Here is a 20967-nt window from a genome sequence, read left to right on the forward strand (position 1 = left end):
TACGGTCTCTTTTTCTACCGGATTAGTAGGGATAATACGGGAGGCGGCCACCTGCGCCAAGTGGGCGGGGGCGTCTCGGCCCGGTGATCACCCGGTGGAATCGCATGGTCACGGTATCGCCGGCCGGTCGTCCCGCGGTCAGGAACGGGCGGCGAAGCCACCGAACGTCCCCTGGTGGTAGAGCAGCGGCGGGCGGGGCGCGCCGACCTCCGCCTCGACGACCTCGCCCACCACCAGCCAGTGGTCGCCGATCCGCCGGGTGTCGTCGCGGCGGCACAGCAGCCGCACCGCGGTGTCGTCGAGCAGCGGCACGCCCCCGGTGCCCCGCTGCCAGGACGTGGGGTGGGCGAACCGGTCCACCCCCTTGGCGGCGAAGCGCGCCGCCACCGCCGCCTGGTCGTCGGCGAGCAGGTGCACGCCGAAGGCGTCGGCGCGCCGCAGCTTGGGCCAGGTGGTCGAGGACTCCGCGATGTAGAACGCGACCAGCGGCGGCGCCAGGCTGACGCTGGTGAACGAGGTGGCGGTGAGCCCGACCGGCTCCCCGGCGACGTCGGCGGTGACGACGACCACGCCTGCGGGGTGCCGGCCGAGCGCCTGGCGGAACCGGTCGGCGTCGACCGGCCGCCGGTCTGTGCCGCGCGACGGCGGAGCGGCGTGCGCGCTGCGCATGGCGCCCTCCCTTCGGGTACGTGCCGAATGGTGTGCAACGGGGACGGGACGCGCCCCGGCCGCCGGGTCGCAGCGCGGAGGGCTCATGTGCCCGCCCGCGCGGGCAGCGCCGCCGTGATCTGCGGGGCGATGTGCTCGGCCCAGGGCGCGAGGACGTCGTCGAGCCGGTCGACGTCGTCCTGGAGCAGCGCCAGCCCCGGGCTGGGCACGGCGGCGCCCAGCTCGACGAGCAGCGGGCGCAGGTGCACCTCGACGGCGAGCGTGTGCGCCGGGGAGGCCATCACCAGCAGGGGCAGCGCCACCGCCCCCGACAGCGCGCCGCCGGGCAGCAGGTCGAGGAACACCTTCAGCAGCCCCGTGTAGGTGGCCTTGTAGGTGGGGCTGGCCACCAGGAGCAGCTCGGTGGCGGCCACGCGCTCCAGCGCGGCGGTGACATCGGGGTGCCGCTCGCGGGCGAGCAGCACGGGGGCGAGGTCGGCCAGGTCGATGATGTCGAGCGGGCCGGTGCGGCCCGCTGCGTCGGCCGCGCGGCGGGCCGCGGCGACGGCGGCGGTGGCGGTCCGGGAGCCCGGACGCGGGTTGCCGATCAGGACGGTGGTGCTCATGGTGGCGGGTTCCCAGGTGGTCGGGGGCGGGGACGGCGGGCCGCGGCGGATGTGCGTGCGGCGGGTCAGCTGGCGGGCTGGGGGACGGTCTCAGCGGGGCCGGAGAACGGGACGGCGGGGGCGGCCGGCTCCGCCGTATCCGCAGGGCGGCCGGGGTGGTGCCACAGGCCGCGCTCGGCCAGCAGCGGCAGCACCCCCTCGCCGAACCAGTAGGCCTCCTCCAGGTGCGGGTAGCCCGACAGGACGAACTCGTCGATCCCCAGGGCGGCGTACTCCTCGATGCGGTCGGCGACCTCGCGGTGGCTGCCCACCAGTGCGGTCCCCGCGCCGCCCCGGACCAGGCCGACGCCGGCCCACAGGTTCGGGTAGATCTCCAGGTCGTCGGTGCGCCCGCCGTGCAGGGCGAGCATCCGCTGCTGGCCCTCGGACTCGCTGCGGGACAGGCCCGACTGCACCCGCTCGATCGTCTCGGGGGTCAGGTGGGACAGCAGCCGGCCGGCCTCGGCCCACGCCTCCTCGGCGGTGTCGCGGGAGATCACGTGCAGCCGGATCCCGTAGTCCAGCGTGCGGCCGTGCGCCGCGGCCCGCTCGCGTACCCGGCCGATCTTCTCGGCGACGGCGTTGGGCGGCTCGCCCCAGGTCAGGTAGGTGTCCACCCGCTGGGCCGCGACGTCGAGAGCGGCGGGGGAGGACCCGCCGAAGTAGACGGGCGGCACCGGGTCGGGGCGCCGGTGCAGCACGGCCTGCTCGACGCTGATGTGCGTGCCCGAGAAGTCGACCGTCTCGCCCGCCCAGAGCCGGTTCACGACCTCCAGGAACTCGTCGGTGCGCGCGTAGCGGGCGTCCTTGTCCAGGAAGTCGCCGTGCGTGCGCTGCTCGTGGGCCTCGCCGCCGGTGACCACGTTCAGCAGCAGCCGCCCGTTGCTGAGCCGCTGGTAGGTGGAGGCCATCTGGGCGGCGAGCGTGGGCGAGAGCAGCCCCGGCCGGAACGCCACGAGGAACTTCAGGCGCTCGGTGGCGCTCACCAGCATCGCGGTGCTCAGCCAGGAGTCCTCGCACCATGCGCCGGTGGGCGTCAGCACCCCGGTGAAGCCGAGCTGCTCCGCGGCCCGGGCGATCTGGGTGAGGTAGCCGACGGTGGGCTCGCGGGTCCGCCAGGCCGAGCCGACCTCGACGCCATGGCCGCCGCCGACGATGCCGCGGCTGTCGCCCTGGGTCGGCAGGAACCAGTGGAACGTGAGTGCCATGAGAATCCTTCTTTCGCGGACGGGTTCGCGGTCGTGGGCGCGACCGCGGCGGCCGGTGCGGATCGGCCGCGCCGTGCCCGGCTAGATCTGGCCGTGGCGCGGCGGCCGCTGCCCGTTGAGGGAGTGGCGGCCGATGTGCTGGACCTTCCATCGGGCGGGGTCGTGCAGGGTGTGGGTGCGCGCGTCGCGCCAGAACCGGTGCAGGTTGAGGTCCTCGCCGGCCGAGCGTGTGCCCGCCACCTCGAACAGGGCGCCGGCGACGTCGACCGCCGCCGCGCCGCCGGTGACCTTTGCGGCGGCCACCGAGATCGACGCCTCGGCGGTGGAGGCGTCGGTGAGGTCGGNNNGCGGGCGGCGACCCGGTCGGCCGCGGTGGACAGCAGCGCCTCGGCGGCGCGCACCTGGATCTCCAGCTCGCCGAACCGCTGCACGGTGAGCGGGTCGGCCGAGGCCTCGGTGACGCCGCTCTCCGACCAGGGGCGGCTGGTGGTGCGCACGAACCGGGCCGCCTCGGTGAGGGCGCCCCGGGCCAGGCCGACGTCGATGGCGCTGTGCAGGAGCTGGGCGTAGGCGCCGTAGGTGGTGGGTTCGCGGAAGGTGAGGTAGTGGGGGAGCACAAGGTCGTCGGCGACCTCGACCCGCTCGAGCCGCACCGTGCCGCTGCCGGTGGTGCGCTGGCCCATCCCGTTCCAGTCGTCCTCGACGTGGAGGCCGGGGGCTTCGCGGGGGACGAAGGCGATGTGGGTCTGGGGCTCGGCCTCGCCGGGGGTGTCGGCCTTCGCGGTCACCGCGAGCCAGCCGGCGAAGAGGGATCCGGTGGCGTAGAACTTGGTGCCGGTGAGGACCCGGCCGCCCGAGTCGGCGCGCTCCAGCCGGGCCTGGTGGTCGTGAGAGTGCGCGCCCCCGCGCTCGGCCTGGGCGTTGCTGACCAGGGTGCCCTTGAGGACGTCGGTGTAGAGCCGGTGCCGGGCGGCGGGGGTGCCGCGCAGCCGCAGCGCGTTGAGGAAGGCGAAGTGCGGCTGGAGGATCTGGGCGATGCTGAGGTCGGCGGTGCCGATGATGCGCAGGACTTCGGCCACGGTGGCGGGCCCGGCGCCCGGGCCGCCGTGTGCGGTGGGGACGGTGATCCCGAGCAGGCCGCTTGCGGCGATCTCGGCGACCTCGGGGTAGGGCAGCCGCCGCTCGGCGTCGCGTTCGCGGGCGTGCTCGGCCAGGCGGCCGGCGAGGGCTGCGGCGACGGCGGCCGCGTCGTCGCCGCGGGCGAGGGCGTGACCGGTGCCGGTCAGCTCGGACATGGATGGACCTCCTTGCCGCGGATGCGGCGTCCCCGACCGTCCCGACCGGCTGAGCGGACCGGTTTGTCGGAATTTCCTACGTGAATTATCTGGAATAAAGCACGGAGGGTGCTCGATCCACGGGAGGCGGGGGGTGTTCGGCGTGGCGTGTGCGGTGGTAGGAGGTGGGTGTCGTGGCGGCGGGACGGGTCCGGGTCGGCGGCGGCCGGGCCGGGGGCGATGGGCGCCGCACGTGCCGATCGCCCCCGGCGCGGTTCTGCCGGGCGGCATGGGACGGCCTGGGGGTGAGGTCGCAACCCCCGGCCGCGGTGCCACCTCCCGCACGGTGGCCACCGCCCCTGCGGCGCCCCGGATCCGCGCTTCCGGAGTGCCACGGTGCAAGCGTCGCCCACCAAGAAGACTTTGTCAACCGAAAAAGTAGGAAATAGCCATCGAGGTGGCCGGGTGTGCCGCTGAGGGGTTCGCGGGGTCGGTGCGGGATCGGGGTGTCGCCGGATCTTCGGCGCGTCTCTCCCCACTAAGTATGTAGGAAATATGGTTAACTTTGATCATGGCAGTGATCGATCCGGCCCGCCGCTTCTGGCGGCGCGGCCTCCTCTTCGATGAACGGTGTCACGGGCGGGCCGCGTAACACTGTCCTGACCACCATCGAACCGGAAAGACGCCCATGACCATCGACCAGAGTCCCGTCCTCACAACGGCACCCACCCCGCTGACGCTCGACCGGCTCGTCGAGCTGACCGCCACCACCGCCGAGGAAGTCCGGCGCGGGCTGCACGAGATCCGCTTCGACGCCGAGAACCGCTGGTCGGTGCGGCTGCGCGGCGACGCCTACGCCGACGTCTGGCTCATCAGCTGGACCCCCGACCAGTCCACCGCCCTCCACGACCACGCGGGGTCGCTGGGCGCGCTGACGGTCGTCAGCGGGGCCCTGACCGAACGCTACTGGGCGGCCGGCCTGCACGAGCGCCCCCTGGTCAGCGGGCGCGGCGCCGCCTTCCCCCTCGGCCACGTGCACGACGTCGTGAACCTCACCACCGCCCCCGCCGTCACCGTGCACGCCTACTCGCCGCCCCTGACCGCGATGTCCTACTACCGGATCGACGACACCGGGGCCCTGAGCCGCACGCACAGCATCCTCACCCACGAGCCGGAGCCCGACACCGTCGTCCTCGACGGCGTCCCCACCCGCGACGGCGCACAGCGCCCGGCAGCGGCCCCCACAGTGGCGGCGGCAGCGACGGCGACAGTGGCACCGGCACCGGCAGCGGGCGGTGCGCGATGAGCGCGGTCGACGCGCTGCTGGAGCGGAGCCGGGCCCGGCTCGACCGGGTCGGCCCCGAACAGGCCCGCGCCGAGGCGGCCGCCGGGGCGCTGCTGGTCGACACCCGCCCCGTCGCCTACCGGCGCGCCGAGGGCATCATCCCCGGAGCCGTCGTGGTCGAGCGCAACGTCCTGGAGTGGCGGCTCGACCCGACCAGCCCCGACCGCATCGCCGAGGCCGGCGACCCCGGCCGCCGCATCATCCTGTTCTGCAACGAGGGCTACGCCTCCAGCCTCGCCGCGGCCCAGCTCCGCGACCTGGGGCTGACCCGCGCGACCGACCTCATCGGCGGCTTCCGCGCCTGGGCCGCCGCCGGCCTGCCCACCGAGCCGGCGCCGCCCGGCGACGACCCGGCCTGACCGCGCCGCCCGCCCCCGGCCGCCCTCGGTCGTTATACCGGGGCGGGCGCCGCGCCGAGCCCCTGCACGGACCCGCGCACGCGGACCCGGCCGGGCAGCCGCTCCAGCCGCGGCGCGCCCGCGGCCGGCCCCTCCTCGATCGCCCGCAGCACCTCCGTTGCGGCGTGGTGGCCCATATCGGCGAGCGCGGGCGCGAACGTCGTGATGCCGGGCCGCCAGACGGAGAACCACTCCGGGTCGCCCAGCCCGGCGACGGAGATGTCCTCGGGGATCCGCAACCCCAGGTCGCCGCAGGCGCGCAGGACGCCCATCATCAGCCGGCTGCTCAGCGCGATCAGCGCCTGCGGCCGGTCACCGGCGATCCCGGTGAGCGCGTCGTAGCCCCACTGCGAGGTGAAGGGGCCGGTGAGGACCCGGGAGCGCCGCCCGGCCGCCGGCCGCTCCGCCGGAGCGGCCCCGGCCTCGGGGATCCCGGCCGCGGCGACCGCCCGCCGGTACCCGGCCAGGCGGTCCCGGCTGGTGGAGAACTCGGGCGCGCCGATGACGGCGACCAGGTCGGTGTGGCCCGCCCCGATGACGGCCGAGGTCAGCTCCCCGACCCCCGCGACGTCGTCGCTGACCACGGCGCTCACCCGCAGCGGGTCGGAGTGCCGGTTGAGCTGGACGGCGGGGAGGTCGGCGGGCAGCTCCACGTGCGGATCGACGGGGACGTGGATCAGGCCGTCGACCTGGCGGTCCAGCATGGTGCGGACGGCGTGCCGCTCGGCCCGGGGGTCGTTGCCCGTGACGCCCACGACGAGCTGGTAGCCCGCATCGTCCAGATCGGACTGGATGACGGCGGCGCTGGCCGTATAGAACTCGTTGACGATGTCGGGCAGCAGCAGCCCGACGGCGCGGGTGCGCCGCTCGCGCAGGGCGCGCGCCGCGGCGTTGGGCCGGTAGCCGAGCTCCTCGGCCGCGGCGAGCACCCGGCGCCGGCTCTCGGGGCTTACCGCACCGTTGCCGCTGATGGCGCGCGAGGCCGTGCCCACCCCGACCCCGGCCAGCCGTGCGACGTCGGACAGCTTCACCATGCCGACGAGCTTAGCGGCCGGGGCCGGGCGCGCTCAGAGCCCCAGCCCGATGGCCGACCCGATCCCGAACGTCGCCAGGAAGATCAGCGGCACGCACACGATGTCGCAGAACACCCCGGTCGCGATCATCCGGACCATGGGCACGTAGCCCGAACCGTAGACGATGGCGTTGGGCGGCGTGGACACCGGCAGCATCGCCCCGGCGTTGCCGGCGAAGACCGCGGCCATCGCCGGGATGATGGGGTCGACGCCGATCGCGACCGCGATCGGGATCACGATCGGTACCACGATGCCCACGCTGGCGGTGTTGCTCGTGGTCTCGGAGATCGCCATGCCCAGGACGATGGCCACCAGGCACAGCAGCCATGTGCTGTGCACATCGGTGGCCCCGGCCACCGCCGCGCCGATGGTCTCGGCCAGCCCGGTCACGCTCATCATCCGGCCGATGGTCAGGCCCACCCCGACCAGGACCACGGTGCCCCAGTCGATGCGCGCGGCCTCCTGCCAGGTCAGGACCCGGCCCCCGCGCCCGTCGGGCAGGAAGAACAGCAGGCCGGCCGCTGCGACCACAACAGCCCCCTCGCTCAGGCGCTCGGTGAACGCCAGCAGCGCCGGGGAGGTGAGGTCGGCCGTGGTGACCAGCGACGGCAGGATCCACAGCGCCACCGTGACCGCGAAGACCGCGATCACGGCCCGTTCGGCCCCGCCGGTGGGGCCCAGCGCGGCGTATTCGGCGCGGAAGCGCTCCTGGCCGCCGGGGATGCGCCGGGTCTCGGGCCGGTTGACCAGGACCAGCGCGCCCCACATCACCGCCCCGAGGACCAGGACGTAGGGCGCCGACATCGACAGCCAGTCGAAGAGCTCGACGCGGTGGCCGGTCATCTCCTCGATGGTCCCGCGGCCGATGACATTGGCGATCCCGGTGATGGGCGTCAGCACCGACCCCACGCCCGCGCCGTAGGCGATGGCCAGCATCAGCATGCAGGAGAAGCGCGTGCGGTGGCCGGAGACACCGGGGGTGCGCTCCTCGATCAGGTCGCCGACGGTGCGCACCACCCCCACGCCGATCGGCAGCAGCATCGCCGCGGTCGCCGACGACGACACCAGTACCGACAGCAGCGTGGCCACGACGCCGAAGGCCAGTGCCGTGCGGTAGGTGCTGTCGCCCACGCCCGGCAGCGAGAGCACGCGCAGCGCGAAGCGCCGGTCCAGCCCGTGCGCGCTCATCGCCCGCGCCAGCATGAACGCCCCGATCACCAGGAAGACGGTGTTGGAGCCGAACGCGGCGAACACCTCGTCGGGGGTCCCGACCCCGAGCAGCACCAGCAGGGCGACGCCGATCAGGGCGGTGGCCGCGATGGGGATGGTCTCGGTGATCCACAGCAGCACGACGAACGCCAGAACGGCGAGCATGGCGCGCTGGTCGGCGGGCAGGCCCGTGGGGGCCAGCAGGGCCAGCGCCATGAGGGGGAGGACCGCGTAGCGGCCGACCCTGGCGCGGACGACGTCGAAGCGGCTCTCGGCGGGCGCCTCCGGGGCGGTCGCGGTGGCCGGGGCGCTCATGACGCCAGCTCCGCGATGCGCGGGGCGCCGCCCGCCGCGGCGGGCAGGGCCGGCGCCGCCTCCCAGGCCTTGACGGCGTTGCGGGCGACCGCCGCGGCCTCGCCGAGGTAGTCGTCGGGGCCCACCAGCGGCTCGGGCAGCAGCTCCGCCCGGCCCTGCTCGGCGGCGACGGTGCGCAGGGCGCCGGCCAGCCCCGTGCCGTCGCGGCGGGCGCGAACGGCGGCCTCGTAGACGAGGTCGTGGGCGTCCTCGCGGCCGAGGGCGGCGGCGAGCTGGATCATCTGCGCCTCCGCCATGACCAGGCCGCCGTCGAGGCCGAGGTTGGCCCGCATGCGCGCGGTGTCGACGCGCATGCCCTCGGCAACCACCGCGGCCTCGGCGAGCGCGCTGCCGGCCAGCACGGCGAGCTGGGGGACGACCTGCCATTCGATCTGCCACTCGCCGGCCGCGCGCTCGTGCCCGGCCTCCTGGAGCCGGGCCAGCGACGAGGCGAGGGCACCTGCGGTTCCGGACAGTCCGATGATCACCTCCGAGGAGATCGGGTTCACCTTCTGCGGCATCGTGGAGGAGGCGCCCCGGTGGGCGGAGTAGGGCTCGGACACCTCGCCGATCTCAGTGCGGGACAGGTCGGCGATGTTGCGGGCGAACTTGGCGCAGGCGGCCGTGATGGTCGCGCACAGCCAGCCGAACTCGGCGACGCCGTCGCGGTCGACGTGCCAGGGGACGTCGGCGGGGCGCAGCCCGAGGATATCCGCCATCTCCGCCCTGACCTGGGCCGATTTCGGGCCGAGCGCAGCGGCGGTCCCCGCGGCGCCGAAGAGGGAGACGACGGCGATGCGCGGGTGGGCCTGGGCCAGGCGCTCGCGGTGGCGGGCGAGCTGGGCCAGGAGGGTGCCCAGCGTGGCGCCGAAGGTGGTGGGGACGGCCTGCTGGCCGTGGGTGCGCCCGGCCATCACGGTGGCGGCGTGCTCCTCGGCCCGCGCGGCCAGGGCGTCGCCGAGGCGGGCGAGCCGGCGGTCGAGCGCGGCCAGTGAGCGCGACAGCTGGAGGGCCAGCCCGGTGTCCATGATGTCCTGGGTGGTGGCCCCGTAGTGGACGCGGCCGTTGGGCCCGTCGGGCAGCGCCGCCGCCACCTGGCGCACCAGGCCCAGGATCGGGTAGCCGACGTTGCGCGCGGTGGCCCAGAGCGCGTCGGCGTCGATCGCCTCCGGGTGGGCGGCCGCGACGATGGCCGCGGCGTCGGACGCCGAGATGACGCCGTGCCGGGCCTGGGCGAGGGCGAGCGCCCGCTCCGTCGCGAGCCAGCCGTCGATGCAGCTCCCCGCCGAGAAGAGGGCGGCCTGCTCCTCGTCTCCTGCAAGGTGCGTGAGCAGGGAGAATGGCGGGCTTCCAGGGAGCCGCGGGTCAATGGGGGACACGGTCGGGACCACCTCCGGTGTGGCGGGCGCCGGCCACGGGACGTGCGGATCGAGAGGTCGATCTGTGGAATCGATTCCATTTCGAGCGAGGGGTGATCGGCGCCGCAGAGTGAATGGAATGGATTCCACTATGAGATCCACCCCACACGCCTGTCAAGCCCGGTGGTGGCCGCGGCGGGCCGGAGATGCCAGGTGAGGCCCCTCGGCCGCCGTCCGGCGGGGTGCGGAGAACAACGGCCCGGCCACGGGTGCGACCCCCTGGCCGGGCCCTCCGCCGTGCCTCGGTGCGAGCCTCAGATGCGCTGGTAGACGTAGCCCACCCGGCGGACCGTGGTGAGGCGGTCGCGCAGGGGACCGAGCTTGCGGCGGAGGCGGTGGATGTGCACGTCGATCGTACGGGTCTGGAGGTCGCCGGCGGCCCCCCACACGCTCTCCAGTAGTTCGGTCCGGGTGAACACCCGGCCCGGGTTCGAGGCCAGCCGGTCGAGCAGCCGGAACTCCTGGTAGGTCATGTCGATGCGCACGCCCTGGACCGTGACGCGCCAGGTGGCGCGGTCGACGACGAGGTCGTCCTCCGGGTCGTCCTCGTGGAGCGGCGGCGCGGTTCCCGGGATCGGGGCGCCGTCGGCGTCCACGACGCGTCCGACCACGATCATCAGCTTTCCGTCGTCCTCCAGCGGGACGACGCCGAGGAGCGTCTCGGATTCGTCCGAGAGCGGAAGGTCGGCAAGGGGGAGGTCGGCGGTGGTTCCGGCGGCCGTATGGAGCGGCGGAATCACCGCGAGGTGGCGAGTGGCCGTGTGTTCGCTACGTCGGGTGAGCATGGTCTTATCATGCGAGATAAACTCAATTAAGTCTACCTATTTAGTAGGATTAATCCGCGGCGAATGTGACGCGGCGGCCCGCACGGGCCGCCGCGGCGGTGCCGGGCCGGGGTCCCGGGGGTTCCGGCGCGGCCGCAACCCCCGGGAGCGCCGGAACAACGGCCGGGCCGGCGCCCGGACCCCCGGGATCCGGCTAGCTGCCCGATTCCTCGGCGACCGTGTCGAAGACGAGGTCGCGCCAGTTCTCCGGCCCGGCGTCGACCTCCCCGATCTCGGCCATGAAGGCGCCCAGGTTCTCCAGCCCCTGAGGGGTCGTGGTGAACTCGATGCCGTCGCGGGTGAGGTAGTCCTCGTACTGCTCCGGGCTGATCTCGCCGTCCTCGGCCTCCGACAGGATGCGGGCGGCCTCGCCGGGGTCGTCGGCGATCAGCTCGTTGGCCCGGGCGACATTGGCGTGGATCGCCTCGATCACGTCGGGGTTCTGCTCGGCGTAGTCCTCCAGTGCCACCACCACGTTGAAGCCGTGCGCGCCGCCGAACACCTCGTAGCTGTCCAGCAGGACCCGCGCGCCCTCCTCCTCGGCCTGGTACTGGAACGGCGGGGAGGTGACGGCCGCGGCGATCTGCCCGCTGATCAGCGCCTGGAGCGCATCGGGGTGCGGCATGGCCACCAGGTTGGCGGTGAAGCGGTCGGCGTCGCCGAACTCCTCCTGTGCGGCGCGGGCCAGCACCATGGACTGGATGGACCCGGGCTGCGGCGAGGAGATCCGGTCCTCGTCGGTGATGTCGGCGAGGCTCTGGATGCGCTCATCGATCGCGACCATCCACAGCGGCATGTTGTTGAGCCCCGTGACGATCCGCCACGGCACGCCGGTGTCCCAGCCCAGGAGGAAGGGGGCCAGGCCGCTGGTGCCCCCTTGGAGGCTGCCGCCGAGCAGGCCGTCGCGGCTGGCCGACCCGCCGCTGAGGATCTGCCAGCTCACGGTGTGCTCGGGCAGGTCCTCGTCGAGCCAGCCCTGCGCCTCGATGATGGTGAGCGGGGCGAAGCTGATGCCGTGCCCGCTGGCGATGGCCACCTCGCCGGTCGCCCCGGCCGCCCCCTCCCCGCCCGAGCACGCGGCGAGGGGCCCGATCACCGCCGCACCGGCCAGCAGCCCCAGCCCGCCCCGCAGTACGTCCCGCCGCCCGGGGCCGGTGATCGTCGGACTCATATGGTCGCTCCTTCTTTCATGCCCCAGCGCACGACCGTGCGCCGTTCGAGCAGGGTGAACAGCAGGTCCAGCACGATGCCGATCAGGGCGATCGTCACCAGGCCGGCGAAGACGTCGGGGATGTTCAGGTAGTAGCGGGCCTCGTTGATGAAGAAGCCCAGCCCGCCCTGCGCCCCAGCCACGCCGAAGACGAGCTCGGCGGCGATGATCGTGCGCCAGCCGAAGGCCCAGCCGGTCTTGACCCCGGCGATGGTGTGCGGCAGTGCGGCGGGCAGCCGGACGTCGCGGATGAGGCGCCAGCCGCGCAGGCCCAGGCTCCGGCCGACCATGAGCGTGGTGGCGGGCACCGTCCGGAAGCCGGTGCCGACGTTGACCGCCATGGGCCACAGCACCGCGTTGGCCACGACGAACACCAGGGCGGTCTCGTTGAGGCCGAACCAGAGCATGGCCAACGGCAGCACGGCCACCGACGGCAGTGGGTTGATCATGGCGGTGAGCAGGGAGAGCAGGTCGTCGCCGAAGCGGGTGCCGACCGCCAGCGCGGTGAGCAGCAGCGCCAGCGCCATCCCGATCGCCATGCCCAGGCCCAGCAGCCGCAGGGTGGTCAGGGTGGGGCCGACGAGCGCCCCGCTGGTCCAGCCGTCGGCGAAGGCCTGCGCGACGTCCACAGGGCCGGCGAACACCAGCGGGCTGACGCCCGCCGCGCTCACGTAGCCCTGCCAGGCGGCGATGAGCGCCACCAGCAGCAGGGAGCGGCGCAGCCACGTGGGCAGGCGCGACCAGGGTCCCGGGCGGTCGGTGCGGACGCGGCGGGGGGCCCGTCCGGAGGGGGCGGCCGGCTCGGGAGCGGCGGACGCGGTCCCGGAGGCGGCGGTCTCAGTCGGCGACGGCATGGCGCGGCTCCTCTTCGCCGTCGGAGGCCAGCAGCGCGCGCAGGCGCCGCCGGGCCTCGATGAACTCCTCGCTGTCGGGGCGCTCGACCCCGGCGACGCCGACGATGTCGCGGACGTGCGACGGGCGTCCGCCCAGCACCACCACGCGGTCGCCGAGCAGGACGGCCTCGTCGATGCTGTGGGTGACGAACAGGATGGTGACGTCGGTGCGGCGCGCCCGTTCGGCCAGCTCCTGCTGGAGCCGGTCCCGCGTCTGGGCGTCCAGCGACCCGAAGGGCTCGTCCATCAGCAGCATGAGCGGGGAGAGGGCGAACGCCCGCGCGATGGCGACCCGCTGCTTCATGCCGCCGGAGAGCTGGTGGGGGTAGCGGTCCAGCGCGTGGCCCAGTCCCATCAGCTCCACGTGCTCCCGGGCCCGCTCGTGCGCCTCGGCGCGCGGGGTCCCGGTGGCGCGCAGCGCGTAGGCCACGTTGCCCAGCACGGTGCACCAGGGGAAGAGCTGGTCGAGCTCCTGGAAGACGACGGCCCGGTCGGGGCCGGGCGCCAGGTCGGTGCGCCCGTCGAACGTGATCCGCCCGGCGTCGGGGCGGAGGAACCCCGCCACCGCCTTGAGCAGCGTGGACTTCCCGCACCCGGAGGGCCCGAGCAGCATGGTCGTCTCGCCCCGCTGCACCTCGAAGGCGGCGCCCTCGACGGCCGGTACGTAGCCGCCGGGCTGGCGGTAGCCGATGGCCACCCCCTCCAGCCGCAGCAGCGGCCCCGCACGGCCCGCCTCCGTGGCGCCGTCCGCGGGATCTCCGATACCCACGGGCACACCTCCTGTACTGGTCGAATCAGAACCAAATCAGTAAAACATACCGATTAAGTGGACAATACCCCTGCTCCGCGGTGTGATCACCGCCGCCGCCCGACCGGGCGGCGCCACTCGCAGCCGGGGAGAGGCACCTCGCCGGCCGCGGCCGACGGGGATGCGGTGTCGCCGAGTGCGCGGGCGGGACTCGGCGCGCGTCGGCGCCCCGGCCGGGTGCCGCAGGGGCCGCGGCTGCGCGGCGTGGGGCCACGACGCGGTGGCGGCCGGGCCCATGTCCGGGCGGTGTGCGACCCCGCTACCGTTTGCGGATGCGCGATGACATGCCCGCCCTCTCCTGGTGCGGATCGGCGCTTCGGGTGCTGGACCAGACACGGCTGCCCACCGAGCGCGTGTTCCTGGAGATCACCACGGTCGACGGCCTGATCGGGGCCATCGACCGCGCGGTGATCAGCGGCGCCCCTGTACTGGCCATCGCGGGCGCATACGGGGTGGCGGTCGCCCTGCTCCAGGCCGAGCGCGAGGGGTGGGGCGGCAGCGGGCTGGACGCCGCCGTCGACAGGATCCGCTCCGCCGGGCCGGTGGCCGTCGACCTTCGCTGGAGCGTCGACCGGGTGCGGTCGCTCATCCCCGCCGGTGCCGACGCCGTCGTGCGCGCCGCCGACGCCATCGCCGCCGAGCAGGCCGCCGCCGAGGACGCGATCGGCGCCAACGGCGCCGACCATCTGTCCGGGCACCTCCTGGCGGGCCGCTCCCGCCTGCGCGTGCTCACCCACGGCGGTGTCGGGCCGCCCGCCACCGCGGGCCGCGGGACCGCCCTCGGCGTGATCCGCGAGCTGAACGACCGCGGCCTCCTGGCGCTCGTGCACGTCGACGAGACCCGCCCGCTGCTCCAGGGCTCGCGCATGACCGCCTGGGAGCTCGCCCGTGCGGGCATCGCGCACGCCGTGCAGCCCGATGGCGCCGCCGCCTCGGTGATCGCCACCGGGCTGGTGGACGCCGCCGTCGTCGGCGCCGACCGGATCGCCGCCAACGGCGACGTCGCGGCCGGGGCCGGCACCCTCGCCATCGCGCTCGCCTGCGCCGACGCCGGCGCCCCGTTCGTGGTGGCAGCGCCCGCCGGCGCCGTCGACGCGGGGACGCCGAACGGCGCCGCGATCGCACTCGATCTGCGCCCGGAGGAGGAGGTGCTGAGCGGGGGCGGCCACCGGATCACACCGCGGGCCAGCCGCGCCTACAACCCGGCGTTCGAGGTGGTCCCCGCCCGCCTGGTGTCCGCCCTGGTCACCGAGTACGGCGCCTATGAGGTCGCCCGCGGGCACGTGCCCGCGGCGCGCTGACGGTCCGGGCCCCGGACGCCGCGGAGCAGCCGATACGTAGAAGGTATCGGTTTATGCCTATTTCGACTTGGACATGCATGGATCAATCCTCCTATGCTGCCACTCACCCACCCCGGTGACCGGCTTCACATCGCATGCGGCGGCGGGTGCGAGAACACGAGGAGGACCCCATGACCGGACTGCCGAACAGGCGACACCCTGGACCCGCGCGAGCGGTGCCCGCCCTGGCGGCGGCGGTGGTGGTCGTGGCCGCCACTGGCTGCGGCGGCAACCTGTCCGGCGGCGGCTCCGGCGACTTCCCCAGCGGACCGGTCACCATCGTCGTGGGGGCCGATCCCGGCGGGAGCACGGACCTGATCGCCCGCGCCCTGGCCGAAGGGGCCGACGACGAACTCGGCGTGGCCGTGCCCGTGGTGAACACGCCCGGCGCCAACGGTGCGCTGGCGGCCAACGAGGTCGCGGGCCAGGAGCCCGACGGCCACAACCTGCTCATCCTCAACGCCTCGCTGACCTCGATCACCCCCCTGGCGGTGTCGGAGGAAGAGGCCGTGAGCGTCGGCGACTTCGAGGTCATCACCGGGATCTCCCGCGACGACTACGTGCTCGTCGTGCCGGCCTCGTCCGACATCGACACCCTCGAGGACCTCGTCGACCAGGGTGAGGACCTGACGTTCGGCAGCACCGGCGTGGGCACCGGCAGCCAGCTGGCCCAGGAGCTGCTCTTCCAGCAGGCCGAGATCTCGTCGACCCACGTCCCCTTCGACGGCGGGGCGCCCACGCTGACGGCGGTCCTGGGCGGGCAGGTCGACGTGGCCGCCGTCCAGCTCGGCGAGGCGAAGGAGCAGGTCGAAGCGGGTGAGCTGATCCCGCTGGCCACGTTCGCCGACGAGCGCAGCGAGCACATGCCCGACGTCCCCACCGCGGTCGAGTCCGGGTACGAGGTGCGCGTCTCCCAGTACCGGGCGGTCGCGGCGCCCAAGGACACCCCCGACGAGGTCCTCACCAGCCTGCGGGACGCGTTCGGCACGGCGTTCGCGACCGAGGAGTACCAGGCGTTCAACGAGGACAACCTGTTCACCGCCCACGAGGTCGAACCCGACCAGCTCGTCCAGGAATGGGACGGCTACCGGGAGGACTACGCCGCCATGGTCGAGGAGTACGGCATCGAGCTGGGCGAGGACCAGTGAGGGCCTCCTGGATCAAGCGCGCGGACGGGGGCGCACAGGCCGCCTCCCCGCCCGGGGCGCCCGAGCCCGAGGAAGGGCCCGCAGCGGGACGGCCCGCCGCGCCCGGCGAACCGGCGGGCACCGTCGGCGCCCCTTCGGTCCCCGGCGAGGACGCCCCGGAGACGCCCGGGCCGCTCGGCCCGGTGGCCAACATCGGGGTCGGGATCGCGGTCGTCGCCCTGGGCGCCGCCGGGATCGCGGGCTCGCTGGCCCTGGGCGCGGGCGCGCCCGCCCGGCCCGCGGCCGGCACCTGGCCCCTGCTGGTGAGCTGTGCGATGGCCGGCCTGGGGGTGGTCCTGCTGCTCATGGCGGGACGCACCCGCGACACCGAGGCGTTCTCGGCGGCGTCGTGGAAGGTCCTGGCGGGGCTGGCCACCATGGCCGGCTTCGTCGCCGTGATCGGCGTGATCGGGTTCGAGATCCCCTCGGCCCTGCTGGCCTTCGTGTGGCTGCGCTTCCTCGGCGGCGAGTCCTGGCGGCTGTCGGCGGTGACGTCCGTTCTCATCGTGGTCGCCTTCTACGTGATCTTCGTGGGCCTGCTGGCCGTGCCGATCCCCCACCTCTTCTAGGAAGCTGACGATGGACTCCCTGGCCTCCATGGTGGACGGGTTCGGTGTCGTCCTCGAACCCACCAACCTGCTCTACTGCCTGATCGGCGTGGTCATCGGCATGCTGGTCGGGGTGCTGCCCGGCCTCGGCCCGGCGGCCACGATCGCGATCCTGCTCCCGATCACCTTCGGGATCGAGCCCGTGACGGCGATCATCATGCTCGCGGGCATCTTCTACGGCGCCCAGTACGGGGGCACGATCACCTCGGTCCTGCTGCGCCTGCCCGGTGAGGCGTCGTCGGTGGTGACGGTCTTCGACGGCCACGCGCTGGCCCGCCAGGGGCGGGCCGGGACGGCGCTGGGGATCGCGGCGATCGGCTCCTTCGTGGGCGGGACCCTGTCGATCGTGGCGCTGTCGCTGCTGGCGCCCATCATCGCGGGCTTCGCCCTGGACTTCGGCCCCGCCGAGTACACCGCCCTGGCCCTGCTCGGCATCCTGCTGGTAGCGACGGTGGGCAACGGCGGGCGCGTCAAGGCGATCATCGCGGCCTGCCTGGGGCTGCTCCTGGCGACGGTGGGCCGCGACACCTTCTCCGGGGCCGAGCGCTTCACCTTCGAGTCGCTGTCCCTGGCCGACGGGATCGACTTCGTGCCGATCGCCATGGGCATCTTCGGCATCGGCGAGATCCTGCACAACCTGGAGGAACGGCACCGGGCGGCGCACGCGCCCGCCGAGGTCGCCAACACCTGGCCCTCGCGCGCCGACCTGCGGCAGTCGGCCGGGGCGATCGGCCGGGGATCGGTGCTGGGCTTCGTGCTGGGCATCCTGCCCGGCGGCGGCGCCACGCTGTCGTCGCTGGCCGCCTACGCCCTGGAGAAGCGCCGCTCCCGCACGCCGGAGCGGTTCGGCCGCGGGGCGATCGAGGGCGTGGCCGCGCCCGAGACGGCCAACAACGCCGCCGCGACCTCGTCGTTCATCCCGCTCCTCACGCTCGGCATCCCCGCCAACGCCACCATGGCGATGATCTTCGGCGCCCTGCTCATCCAGGGCGTGGCACCGGGCCCGCAGCTGGTCTCCCAGGAGCCGGAGCTGTTCTGGGGCGTCATCAACTCGATGTACATCGGCAACATCCTGCTGCTGATCATGAGCATCCCCCTGGTGGGGCTGTTCGTGAAGATCCTGCGCGTGCGGCCGGCGATCCTCGCGCCGATCACGGTGCTGATCACCCTGGTGGGCGTCTACACGGTCCGCAACAACGTCTTCGACATCGCCCTGGTGATCGTGTTCGGCCTGCTCGGCTACCTGATGAAGAAGTTCGGCTTCGAGCCGGGCCCGCTGGTGCTCGCCTTCGTCCTGGGCTCGCTGCTGGAGAGCTCCCTGCGGCGGTCGCTGCTCGTCTTCGACGGCGACCCGACGGGCTTCCTGACCCGCCCGATCTCGGGGACCCTGTTCCTGCTCCTGGCGGTCGTCATCGTCGTGCCGATCGTGCGCTCGTTCCTGCGCCGCGACCGCGAGCCCGGGAAGGCGGAGAAGGCGGTGGAGGGCACCCCGGTGTAGCGGGGCGGGGCGGCCGCCGAGGGGCGGCGCGGGCGACTCCGGGCAGGGCGACGGAATGCCGCCGTCACGGGAATATTGGTAATCCAGATCGGTTTAGTAGGTTAAAGCCTCTGGACACCCACCCCCCGTGACGACACGGCCGCCCGCGGCTCGGCGAGGCGGCCGAGGGAAGAGGAACCGTGCCCGCAACCCCGCCATCCCCGCCGGCGCCCCTGCACATCGGCGCCGCCATCGACGGAGCCGGGGCGCATCCGGCCGCCTGGCGCGTCGCCCCCGCGCGCCCCGCCGACCTGTTCACCGCCGCCCACTACGCCGACGCCGCGCGCGAGGCCGAGCGCGGCGCGCTCGACTTCGTCACCCTCGACGACTCCCTCGCCCTCCAGGACGGGCGCGCCGACCGGGTCCGCGGACGCCTCGACGCCCTGCTCACGCTCACCGCCCTCGCCCCGCTGACCTCCCGGATCGGCCTCGTCCCGACCGTGACCACCACCCACACCGAGCCCTTCCATGTCTCCAAGGCCGTCGCGACCCTCGACTTCGCCAGCCTGGGCCGGGCGGGCTGGCGCGTGCAGGTCTCGGCCACCGAGGCCGAGGCGCGCCACATCGGCCGCCGCCCCGCCGCCCCCGCCGCCGTGCTCTGGGACGAGGCCGCCGCGGTCGCCGACGTCGTGGCCCGGCTCTGGGACAGCTGGGACGACGACGCCGAGATCCGCGACACCGCCACCGGCCGCTTCGTCGACCGCGACCGCCTCCACTACGTCGACTTCACCGGCCCCGGCTGGTCGGTCAAGGGCCCCTCCATCACCCCGCGCCCGCCCCAGGGCCACCCCCTGGTCGTGGTCCGCGCCGACGACGACACCGCCCTGGCCACCGCCGCCGCCCACGCCGACGCCGTCCTCATCGCCCGCCCCGACCCCGGCTCCGCCGCCATCGCCCGCGCCCGCATCCGCGCCGAGGTCCGCCAGGCCGGGCGCTCGCCCGACGACGTCGCCGTCCTCGCCGACGTCTCCGTGCTCCTCGACACCGACGCCGCCGCTGCCCGTGCGCGGCGCGACCGCCTCGACGCCCTCGCCGGCGGCCCCGGGCCCGCCCCCGGCCTGGACTTCACCGGAACCCCCGCCGACCTCGCCGACGCCCTCGCCCAGTGGGCCGCGCAGGGGGCCGCCGACGGCTTCACCGTCCACCCGGCGGTCCTGCCCGCGGACCTCACCGCCTTCGTCGACCACGTCGTCCCGCTCCTGCGCGGCCACGGGCTGTTCCGCGACGCCTATACCGCCGACACCCTGCGCGGCCATTTCGGCCTGTCGCGCCCCGCCGGCCACTACGCGGCGACATGACCCGCGCGGCCGAGCCGTCCACGGCGGCCCTCGCCGCCGCCTGCGTCGCCTTCGCCGCGCGCGCCGCGGGATGGCTGTGCCCCGACCCGCTGCCGCCGTCCGCCCACTCCGGCGAGCCGTGCGCCCACCGCGCCGAACTGGGACTCTCCCTCGGCGTCAGCCCGCCGCCCGCCCCCGCTGCACCGCCCGGCCGCGGCCCCGCCGCCCCGGTCACCACCGGCACCGAACAGGAGACCGCCCGACCATGACCGCAGCGCCCCCAAAGCAGATCCGCCTGGCCGCGCACTTCCCCGGCGTCAATAACACCACCGTGTGGAGCGACCCCGCGGCCGGCAGCCAGATCGACTTCGCCTCCTTCACCCACCTCGCCCGCACCGCCGAGCGGGGCCTGCTGGACTTCTTCTTCCTCGCCGAAGGGCTCCGGCTGCGCGAGCACCAGGGGCTCATCCACGACCTGGACGTCGTGGGGCGCCCCGACACCCTCGCCGTCCTCGCCGGGCTCGCGTCGGTCACCACCCATCTGGGCCTGGCCGGCACGCTCAGCACCACCTTCAACGAGCCCTACGAACTGGCCCGCCAGCTCGCCACCCTGGACCACCTCAGCGGGGGCCGCGCCGCCTGGAACGCCGTCACCTCCCCGGACGCCTTCACCGGGGAGAACTTCCGCCGCGGCGGCTACCTCGACCACGCCGACCGTTACGAGCGGGCCGCCGCCTTCGTGGCCGCCGCGCGCGAGCTGTGGGACGGCTGGGACGCCGACGCGCTGGCCGGCGACCGCGAGGCCGGGGTGTTCGCCCGCGACGAGGGCATCGGCCGCATCGCCCGCAAGGACCGGTTCTTCGACTTCGCGGGGGAGTCCACCGTCCCCCGCTCGCCGCAGGGCCACCCGGTGATCATCCAGGCGGGCGACTCCGCCGACGGCCGCGACTTCGCCGCCTCCGACGCCGACGTCATCTTCTCCCGGCACGGCGGGCTCGAGGCGGGCCGCGCCTTCTACACCGACGTGAAATCGCGCCTGGCGGCCCACGGCCGCAGCCCCGACGACCTGCTCATCATGCCCGCGGTCACCTTCGTCATCGGCGACACCGAGGCCGAGGCCCGCGAACGCGCCCTCGCCATCCGCTACCAGCAGGTCAGCGGGCAGACCGCCCTGCGCTTCCTGGAGCAGGTGTGGGGCCGCGACCTGTCCGCCTACGACCCCGAGGGCCCGCTGCCCGATGTCGACCCCGACCCCGACAACATCTCCATCACGCGCGGCCGGGTCCGCCACACCAAGGACCCCCTCGGCCTGGCCCGGGAATGGCGGGAGCTGGCCGAAGCGCGGAACCTGAGCATCCGCGACCTGATCGTCGAGACCACCGCCCGCCAGACCTTCGTCGGCACCCCCGAGCAGGTCGCGGAGGGGCTCGACGAGCACGTCCGGACCGGCGCCTGCGACGGCTTCGTCCTCGTCCCCCACATCACCCCGCACGGGCTCGACGACTTCGTCGACCGCGTCGTCCCCGTGCTCCAGGAGCGGGGCGTCTTCCGCACCGAGTACACCGGCTCCACCCTGCGCGAGAACCTCGGGCTGCCCCCGGTGGGCGCCGGCGGAGGTGCCCGCCGCGGAACCGCGGACCCCGGGGCCGCCTGAGGCCCGCCGACCCGGGCACGCCCGCGCCGTTCCGCCG

Annotated in this window: 20 protein-coding genes and 1 pseudogene; 9 read left to right on the plus strand and 12 right to left on the minus strand. The window is 74.3% G+C overall.

Annotated elements, in window-relative coordinates; all coding sequences use genetic code 11:
• Positions 1-138: 138 nt before the first annotated feature.
• The 5 genes and pseudogenes from ACFOVU_RS11915 to ACFOVU_RS11935 form a co-directional block, all read right to left on the minus strand.
• Positions 139-669: a flavin reductase family protein gene (locus ACFOVU_RS11915; RefSeq protein ID WP_378532860.1), complete on the minus strand. Its 531-nt coding sequence runs from the start codon at positions 667-669 to the stop codon at positions 139-141.
• An 83-nt stretch (positions 670-752) separates the two neighbouring features.
• Positions 753-1274: an NAD(P)H-dependent oxidoreductase gene (locus ACFOVU_RS11920; RefSeq protein WP_378532862.1), complete on the minus strand. Its 522-nt coding sequence runs from the start codon at positions 1272-1274 to the stop codon at positions 753-755.
• A 65-nt stretch (positions 1275-1339) separates the two neighbouring features.
• Complete coding sequence (locus tag ACFOVU_RS11925) at positions 1340-2521, minus strand: LLM class flavin-dependent oxidoreductase (protein ID WP_378532864.1); 1182 nt, start codon at positions 2519-2521, stop codon at positions 1340-1342.
• 81 nt (positions 2522-2602) lie between these two features.
• Positions 2603-2824, minus strand: coding sequence for an acyl-CoA dehydrogenase family protein (locus tag ACFOVU_RS11930; protein ID WP_378532866.1), 222 nt, complete (start codon positions 2822-2824; stop codon positions 2603-2605).
• Between the two features lie 95 nt (positions 2825-2919).
• Positions 2920-4086 (minus strand): annotated as a pseudogene (locus ACFOVU_RS11935) (acyl-CoA dehydrogenase family protein); the annotation flags it as partial.
• A gap of 397 nt (positions 4087-4483) precedes the next feature.
• Here ACFOVU_RS11935 and ACFOVU_RS11940 point away from each other — a divergent pair.
• Positions 4484-5101 (plus strand): cysteine dioxygenase, encoded by a 618-nt coding sequence (locus tag ACFOVU_RS11940; protein WP_378532869.1) that lies wholly within the window; start codon positions 4484-4486, stop codon positions 5099-5101.
• Positions 5098-5499, plus strand: coding sequence for a rhodanese-like domain-containing protein (locus ACFOVU_RS11945; protein ID WP_378532871.1), 402 nt, complete (start codon positions 5098-5100; stop codon positions 5497-5499). The genes ACFOVU_RS11940 and ACFOVU_RS11945 overlap by 4 nt, the downstream gene beginning before the upstream one ends.
• Positions 5500-5531: 32 nt before the next feature.
• Here ACFOVU_RS11945 and ACFOVU_RS11950 read toward each other — a convergent pair whose 3' ends face one another.
• The 7 genes from ACFOVU_RS11950 to ACFOVU_RS11980 form a co-directional block, all read right to left on the minus strand.
• On the minus strand, positions 5532-6572 hold the full coding sequence (locus ACFOVU_RS11950) for a LacI family DNA-binding transcriptional regulator (protein WP_378532873.1): 1041 nt from the start codon (positions 6570-6572) through the stop codon (positions 5532-5534).
• A gap of 33 nt (positions 6573-6605) precedes the next feature.
• Positions 6606-8135, minus strand: a complete 1530-nt coding sequence (locus ACFOVU_RS11955; RefSeq protein WP_378532875.1) for an SLC13 family permease — start codon at positions 8133-8135, stop codon at positions 6606-6608.
• Positions 8132-9553 (minus strand): lyase family protein, encoded by a 1422-nt coding sequence (locus tag ACFOVU_RS11960; protein WP_378532877.1) that lies wholly within the window; start codon positions 9551-9553, stop codon positions 8132-8134. Before ACFOVU_RS11960 ends, ACFOVU_RS11955 begins: the two co-directional genes overlap by 4 nt.
• Positions 9554-9846: 293 nt before the next feature.
• Entirely contained in the window at positions 9847-10377 is a 531-nt protein-coding gene (locus tag ACFOVU_RS11965; RefSeq protein WP_378532878.1) for a winged helix-turn-helix domain-containing protein, read from the minus strand.
• A 193-nt stretch (positions 10378-10570) separates the two neighbouring features.
• Positions 10571-11587: an ABC transporter substrate-binding protein gene (locus ACFOVU_RS11970; RefSeq protein WP_378532880.1), complete on the minus strand. Its 1017-nt coding sequence runs from the start codon at positions 11585-11587 to the stop codon at positions 10571-10573.
• Positions 11584-12480, minus strand: coding sequence for an ABC transporter permease (locus ACFOVU_RS11975; RefSeq protein ID WP_378532882.1), 897 nt, complete (start codon positions 12478-12480; stop codon positions 11584-11586). The genes ACFOVU_RS11970 and ACFOVU_RS11975 overlap by 4 nt, the downstream gene beginning before the upstream one ends.
• Positions 12464-13288 carry an ABC transporter ATP-binding protein gene (locus ACFOVU_RS11980; RefSeq protein WP_378532884.1) on the minus strand — a complete coding sequence of 275 codons (825 nt, stop codon included), beginning with the start codon at positions 13286-13288 and terminating at the stop codon, positions 12464-12466. Before ACFOVU_RS11980 ends, ACFOVU_RS11975 begins: the two co-directional genes overlap by 17 nt.
• Before the next feature lie 311 nt (positions 13289-13599).
• Here ACFOVU_RS11980 and mtnA point away from each other — a divergent pair, with 311 nt between their 5' ends.
• The 7 genes from mtnA to ACFOVU_RS12015 all read left to right on the plus strand — a co-directional run bounded on the left by mtnA (position 13600) and on the right by ACFOVU_RS12015 (position 20930).
• The gene (gene mtnA / locus ACFOVU_RS11985) at positions 13600-14628 is read left to right on the plus strand and encodes an S-methyl-5-thioribose-1-phosphate isomerase (RefSeq protein WP_378532886.1); all 1029 of its coding nucleotides are present in this window, start codon (positions 13600-13602) and stop codon (positions 14626-14628) included.
• 170 nt (positions 14629-14798) lie between these two features.
• Positions 14799-15815, plus strand: a complete 1017-nt coding sequence (locus ACFOVU_RS11990; protein WP_378532888.1) for a tripartite tricarboxylate transporter substrate binding protein — start codon at positions 14799-14801, stop codon at positions 15813-15815.
• Positions 15812-16423, plus strand: a complete 612-nt coding sequence (locus tag ACFOVU_RS11995; protein WP_378532890.1) for a tripartite tricarboxylate transporter TctB family protein — start codon at positions 15812-15814, stop codon at positions 16421-16423. Before ACFOVU_RS11990 ends, ACFOVU_RS11995 begins: the two co-directional genes overlap by 4 nt.
• Positions 16424-16433: 10 nt before the next feature.
• Entirely contained in the window at positions 16434-17960 is a 1527-nt protein-coding gene (locus ACFOVU_RS12000) for a tripartite tricarboxylate transporter permease (RefSeq protein WP_378532892.1), read from the plus strand.
• 179 nt (positions 17961-18139) lie between these two features.
• A complete protein-coding gene (locus ACFOVU_RS12005) occupies positions 18140-19297 on the plus strand; it encodes an LLM class flavin-dependent oxidoreductase (protein WP_378532894.1) in 1158 nt (385 codons plus the stop codon).
• Complete coding sequence (locus ACFOVU_RS12010) at positions 19294-19545, plus strand: hypothetical protein (protein ID WP_378532896.1); 252 nt, start codon at positions 19294-19296, stop codon at positions 19543-19545. The genes ACFOVU_RS12005 and ACFOVU_RS12010 overlap by 4 nt, the downstream gene beginning before the upstream one ends.
• Complete coding sequence (locus ACFOVU_RS12015) at positions 19542-20930, plus strand: NtaA/DmoA family FMN-dependent monooxygenase (protein ID WP_378532898.1); 1389 nt, start codon at positions 19542-19544, stop codon at positions 20928-20930. Before ACFOVU_RS12010 ends, ACFOVU_RS12015 begins: the two co-directional genes overlap by 4 nt.
• Positions 20931-20967: the final 37 nt, after the last annotated feature.

This window comes from Nocardiopsis sediminis, from assembly GCF_042650565.1.
In the GTDB taxonomy this organism is placed as follows: Bacteria; Actinomycetota; Actinomycetes; order Streptosporangiales; family Streptosporangiaceae; genus Nocardiopsis_B; species Nocardiopsis_B sediminis.

Coding starts and splice junctions, on each gene's coding strand:
- ACFOVU_RS11915 (WP_378532860.1), bottom strand. CDS start 669: ATGCGCAGCGCGCACGCCGCTCCGCCGTCGCGCGGCACAGACCGGCGG.
- ACFOVU_RS11920 (WP_378532862.1), bottom strand. CDS start 1,274: ATGAGCACCACCGTCCTGATCGGCAACCCGCGTCCGGGCTCCCGGACC.
- ACFOVU_RS11925 (WP_378532864.1), bottom strand. CDS start 2,521: ATGGCACTCACGTTCCACTGGTTCCTGCCGACCCAGGGCGACAGCCGC.
- ACFOVU_RS11940 (WP_378532869.1), top strand. CDS start 4,484: ATGACCATCGACCAGAGTCCCGTCCTCACAACGGCACCCACCCCGCTG.
- ACFOVU_RS11945 (WP_378532871.1), top strand. CDS start 5,098: ATGAGCGCGGTCGACGCGCTGCTGGAGCGGAGCCGGGCCCGGCTCGAC.
- ACFOVU_RS11950 (WP_378532873.1), bottom strand. CDS start 6,572: ATGGTGAAGCTGTCCGACGTCGCACGGCTGGCCGGGGTCGGGGTGGGC.
- ACFOVU_RS11955 (WP_378532875.1), bottom strand. CDS start 8,135: ATGAGCGCCCCGGCCACCGCGACCGCCCCGGAGGCGCCCGCCGAGAGC.
- ACFOVU_RS11965 (WP_378532878.1), bottom strand. CDS start 10,377: ATGCTCACCCGACGTAGCGAACACACGGCCACTCGCCACCTCGCGGTG.
- ACFOVU_RS11970 (WP_378532880.1), bottom strand. CDS start 11,587: ATGAGTCCGACGATCACCGGCCCCGGGCGGCGGGACGTACTGCGGGGC.
- ACFOVU_RS11975 (WP_378532882.1), bottom strand. CDS start 12,480: ATGCCGTCGCCGACTGAGACCGCCGCCTCCGGGACCGCGTCCGCCGCT.
- mtnA (WP_378532886.1), top strand. CDS start 13,600: ATGCGCGATGACATGCCCGCCCTCTCCTGGTGCGGATCGGCGCTTCGG.
- ACFOVU_RS11990 (WP_378532888.1), top strand. CDS start 14,799: ATGACCGGACTGCCGAACAGGCGACACCCTGGACCCGCGCGAGCGGTG.
- ACFOVU_RS12000 (WP_378532892.1), top strand. CDS start 16,434: ATGGACTCCCTGGCCTCCATGGTGGACGGGTTCGGTGTCGTCCTCGAA.
- ACFOVU_RS12010 (WP_378532896.1), top strand. CDS start 19,294: ATGACCCGCGCGGCCGAGCCGTCCACGGCGGCCCTCGCCGCCGCCTGC.
- ACFOVU_RS12015 (WP_378532898.1), top strand. CDS start 19,542: ATGACCGCAGCGCCCCCAAAGCAGATCCGCCTGGCCGCGCACTTCCCC.